At 48.6% G+C, this 4230-nt stretch carries 5 protein-coding genes; 1 reads left to right on the top strand and 4 read right to left on the bottom strand.

Translation table 11 applies throughout. The features are described 5' to 3' along the window. Positions 1–850 precede the first annotated feature (850 nt). The 3 genes from NDA01_RS31425 to NDA01_RS31415 all read right to left on the bottom strand — a co-directional run bounded on the left by NDA01_RS31425 (position 851) and on the right by NDA01_RS31415 (position 2299). Positions 851–1006: a hypothetical protein gene (locus NDA01_RS31425; protein WP_348231144.1), complete on the bottom strand. Its 156-nt coding sequence runs from the start codon at positions 1004–1006 to the stop codon at positions 851–853. A gap of 274 nt (positions 1007–1280) precedes the next feature. Beyond that, positions 1281–1739 (bottom strand): GUN4 domain-containing protein, encoded by a 459-nt coding sequence (locus NDA01_RS31420; protein ID WP_190549269.1) that lies wholly within the window; start codon positions 1737–1739, stop codon positions 1281–1283. 431 nt (positions 1740–2170) lie between these two features. Further along, positions 2171–2299 (bottom strand): hypothetical protein, encoded by a 129-nt coding sequence (locus NDA01_RS31415; RefSeq protein ID WP_348231143.1) that lies wholly within the window; start codon positions 2297–2299, stop codon positions 2171–2173. Positions 2300–2509: 210 nt separating this feature from the next. Between NDA01_RS31415 and NDA01_RS31410 the strand changes: the two genes are divergently transcribed. Further along, positions 2510–3076 carry a PEP-CTERM sorting domain-containing protein gene (locus tag NDA01_RS31410; RefSeq protein WP_348231142.1) on the top strand — a complete coding sequence of 189 codons (567 nt, stop codon included), beginning with the start codon at positions 2510–2512 and terminating at the stop codon, positions 3074–3076. A 503-nt stretch (positions 3077–3579) separates the two neighbouring features. On the opposite strand, the gene NDA01_RS31405 is transcribed toward NDA01_RS31410, so the two are convergent. After that, positions 3580–4230 (bottom strand): hypothetical protein (locus NDA01_RS31405; protein WP_348231141.1); only part of this gene is annotated, 651 nt, incomplete at its 5' end.

Here is a 4230-nt window from a genome sequence, read left to right as displayed (position 1 = left end):
TGTCGAGAAACCGCACGAACTCCACCGATATTTCATTGAGCGTCAGAATTAGGCCCATACCACCAAGCCGTCTGGACTTGGTAGCGTTCCCTCGACTCAGAGGCTAGGATTTGGGTAGCGATCGCTCAGGTCAGTCGCACCGCGTCAGACAGTGACGGAACTTGCAGGAATCCCGGACTCCTCACAAACGGCCAGGACACCGAACAGCGGCAATGGTGTAAGGCGATCGCCCCTCCAACTTTTCCCCAATTGGGGAAACTACCTTATTAATGTTTTGGCCCGATTTCTTTAATATACGGACACAGAATAAAGCTTATTTAGCTTTGCGATAATAAGACCAGCGATCGCTAGCACCAATGCGGCATAGCGTAGGAGGTAGGGGTTAAAGGGTTAGGACGTGGCGAGCCTAGCTGCATCTCTGCTTCTCCGAGCCAGGAATGCCAATAGTGAATTGGCGATCGCGCTGTAACGCAAACCCCAAGCCAAGTTCTAAGATTTAGAAAATTTCTGATTTTGAGCTAAGTGCTGGGTAGGGCGATCGCTCAGTAGCTAAAGTTTTCGGTTTGATGCTGACAGGCTCCAGCCTACGACGGTTAAACCTGCATCCTTGGCTCTCGCCAAAGCTTCTCTTGAGGTTTCACCTGTTAGCAGTTCACACGCAATCAAGTCCGAGTTCTCACAGAATTGATAGCCTAAGGGCAAGTCTGAAGGCGGTTGAAAACAGGTGAGAATGATTTTTTGGGCCATTCTTACAGGGCAACTAACTGGATAGGGACAGGCTCTAGAGTAAAAATTTTGCAGCGTTAAAAAAACCGCTAAAGCGCTTAATCCTGATGCCTAGCCTAACGAGCTAAGCAATATCTTCATAAAACGGAGTCACGACAAATCGCTCAATCGAGCCAGCAAGGCAGAGGGGCGATCGCCCCTCCAACTTTTCCCCAATTGGGGAACGCAACCAAGTCAGTGAACTGCTGCTCATCGCGCCAGTTGTCCAGAATTCGGACATTTTCTTGGCCTAGGTCTGGGATGAAGGAGCGATCGCTCGTGCTTGTTCTGAGATGCGATGTTTACCTCAATGAAGATGAATAGGAGCCTTGAGATTTCTTGTCTCCTGCTTTCCCGATCGCACGTTTAAGGCAGATGCTGGCCTAAGAATGGGTCTGGATAACGGTAGCGTTCACCCGCCGATGTAACCTCTAGACCCTTGCCAACTCCTTCAAGCATCATGCTCCTGTTGATTAGCCCGCATTTTCACAAACAAGCTCATTTTCACAAACAAGCTATACATTCTTAGCAGCAACGATGTAAGAGAAACGACGAATCAAACTACCCATACTTCTCCCATGTCCTATAGGCAGATGCCCATATGGTGCATTAAGGCTAAAGTTCAAATCTTCGTACCCCACCCATTGACTACGATTGTTTATCCAACCCACCCGCTGGGCGAACTTATCAATTTTTTCCTGCTCGAAGTCGCTATCTCCCGACTCCCAGGATGACGAGTAGTTGTAATGAGGAGGGGCAGCTATTGCACAACCAACTTCCTGCCAAATTTGGCTTTGGATGCTGAACCCAAAACGCCCAGCACTAAATCTTGTCCAAAGCTCATCCAGGATGAGCAAGTCTGTTGATGATTGCTGCATCAGAAGCGTAGTGGCTTGATCCGCTTCTTTCCATTGGTTACTTTCCAGATAGTTGGACAAAGTTTGATAGTGCTCATCGGGTAACTGCTGCGACATATTGCACGAGTCTCCTCTGGCTTGCCTTTACTATTCAGCTAACCATTGTTAGGCTGTCTGGGGTAAATAAGCGGAACAGTTCCGTATATCTTCACAGGTAGCACAGCTTTCAAAGCTGCCATTGAAAAACTGATGCGCGATCGCGGCTTGACTATTGAGCGATCGCCCCTCTCCTCACCTCCCCATCCCCTCGCCCCTCTCAATTTTTGAATTGGCCCTTTTTAACCCAAGCCCCAGCTATACGGGATCAAAGCTCAAAAACCCCAATTCAAACCAATTCAAAAATCCGATCGCCCGCTCTACCAAGCATCCCAGCACCTCACTCACTCACAAAAACCACCCTAATCAGCAGCAACGGTACTTCAAGGGATCTTCATGGGGCCATAAGGGCACCTTAGAGGTAAGGCGATCGCTCTTCTAACGGGGCTAAATTAGGAGAGCGATCGCCCCTCAACCCATTGGCTCAGAATCAGAAATTTTCTGACTACCAAAGCTGGGTCTAGGTTTTGCGTCACTAGAGCGATCGCCCTGAGAAAGCGTAAAACGGAAACGGCTCTCAAAAGTCTCAAAGATTGGGGGAAATAAGCATTTTCTTCCCATTGGAAAAAAGGGAGAGTTTTTGTAGAGCTATCGCTCTTCGTACTTCACATGAAAACCCTTGTACTTAATATTTTTGCAAAGATAAGCGTTTTTACTGAATACTGGCGACCCTTTCTGTAGGTGAGAGGATACGGTATTTTTACGATCCATTTTTCTCAAAGGCTTAAAACATGCTAAATAAAGCGTTCGCCACCCTCACCGTAGCTACTGTTGCTACTCTTTCCACACTAGCCCCAAATCCTGCTGAAGCAGCAAGTCTAAACTTCAACTTCTTGTTCACGAATGAGGCTCATGGAGGAGGTACAGTTACAGGAGTAGTTCGAGGGCTTCTTGATAACACTACTAGTGCAGCAAAAAGTGTAGAAGTGCTGTCTAACACTGCCGGGTTTGGACTTGGTGAGTATGTAGGAAATCCAAGGGATAACTTTTTTACTGTTAGTAACGGCAATATCACAAATTTTGAGTTTCTCTCATTCGGTAACCGCAACACTTCCCCTGCCGTAACATCAAGTTCCCTATGGCTCGCTAGATTCGGTGACAGTAACAGAGGTGGACTCTCAGACAGTTCATACTATGTTGGGATTTATAACTCCGGTCCAACCCTTCAGTTCACTAAGGCAACGCCTGACACTCCTGCAACTTCTGTTCCCGAACCTACCGTAACAGCAGGGCTTGCGCTAACAGGAATCGCAATTCTTGCTAGACGAGGTAAGCAAAAGCAGAAAACCGCTGCATAGACGTAGAGAACGCTCTACATTGTTAGCTGTCTTTAGGGATTAGCGATCTGCCCAAGGTAGGCGATCGCGCCTAAAATAGAATTGCTTCTGGGGCGGGCTGGGTTATACCCGCGGTAATGCTGCCTTTGGGTTCGACTCCCTAAGATCTGGAGCCACAGATAGGAAACGAAGTCGTTGCCATTCAGGTTCGAATCCTGACGGAAGTATTGTAGCGATCGCTAGCTCAAGTATTTGTAAAGCAAAGTCAAGCATCAGTTGACCAAATCCAGGGCTTTGCACTTATTGGTGTACTACCATATGCGAGTCAACTAATGAGATGGCGATCGCCTCTTATGCGTGTTCAGAGCATCTACAATCATTTCGGCTGCTTGCGGTGTGTAGAAGCAGAGCTGAAAACCTAGCCAGCGGTACTCAAGATAGTATCCCCCTAGCTTATCTCTCCAGGGAAGCCAACGCCACTTCACTCCAGTAAATTTCAACAGAATCACAAGCGATCGCCCTTCCTAAGCATCCCTAAACACAATTCGACAGCGGCAGCGGCTGTTGCACTCGCAATCAACCCCCGGCGCAACAACCTGATCAATGGGCAGCCATAAGCCCCCGGTTGAGTGACCCAGGCAGGATGAACAGTGGCGAGCTTGACTGTCTAGGCTGCGCTTTGCCTCCCTCGCATCGTAGCTCTCACGGGTCATCTTCTCCGACTTAAAGAAGGCAGTTCTAGCGCTCACCCCATAGGACTTGGCACGGGAAAGGATTTGTTTTTCACTGAGTTCACCTTGGGCGATCGCATCCCCAAACCCCTGCAAATATTTGTATTGCTGCCTCAATTCTTGCCCTGCTGTGCCAAAGTGGCGAGCATTGAGCTGCTTCTCTCCACCTGCACCAAACGCTGCCATCCTCAAGTGAGAGAGCTTGACATCATCAGCCATCCGTAACTGAAACTCAGTCACACTGATTTTGTCCTGGGTCAGCAGTCGCGCATGACCACTCAGCCGAGTCTCAAGCCGAGCTGCCTCTGCATCGACCAACCGCAGAACTTCAGCACGGGCAATAAAACGGCGATCGCCCCCGTGAAATTGGCCTGTTCGGCGATCGTAGGTGACTTTGTTCACTGAATTTGTGGGCCGTAAGCATTGATTGCTACTCTTCCCATT

It is taken from the genome of Trichocoleus desertorum AS-A10, assembly GCF_039962155.1.
Taxonomy (GTDB): Bacteria; Cyanobacteriota; Cyanobacteriia; order FACHB-46; family FACHB-46; genus Trichocoleus.
This window is presented reverse-complemented; position numbering and strand designations above follow the sequence as displayed.

Bases quoted from the DNA above. Each gene is read 5' to 3' on its own strand.
- NDA01_RS31425 (WP_348231144.1), bottom strand. From the start codon at position 1,006: ATGTCCGAATTCTGGACAACTGGCGCGATGAGCAGCAGTTCACTGACT.
- NDA01_RS31410 (WP_348231142.1), top strand. From the start codon at position 2,510: ATGCTAAATAAAGCGTTCGCCACCCTCACCGTAGCTACTGTTGCTACT.
- NDA01_RS31420 (WP_190549269.1), bottom strand. From the start codon at position 1,739: ATGTCGCAGCAGTTACCCGATGAGCACTATCAAACTTTGTCCAACTAT.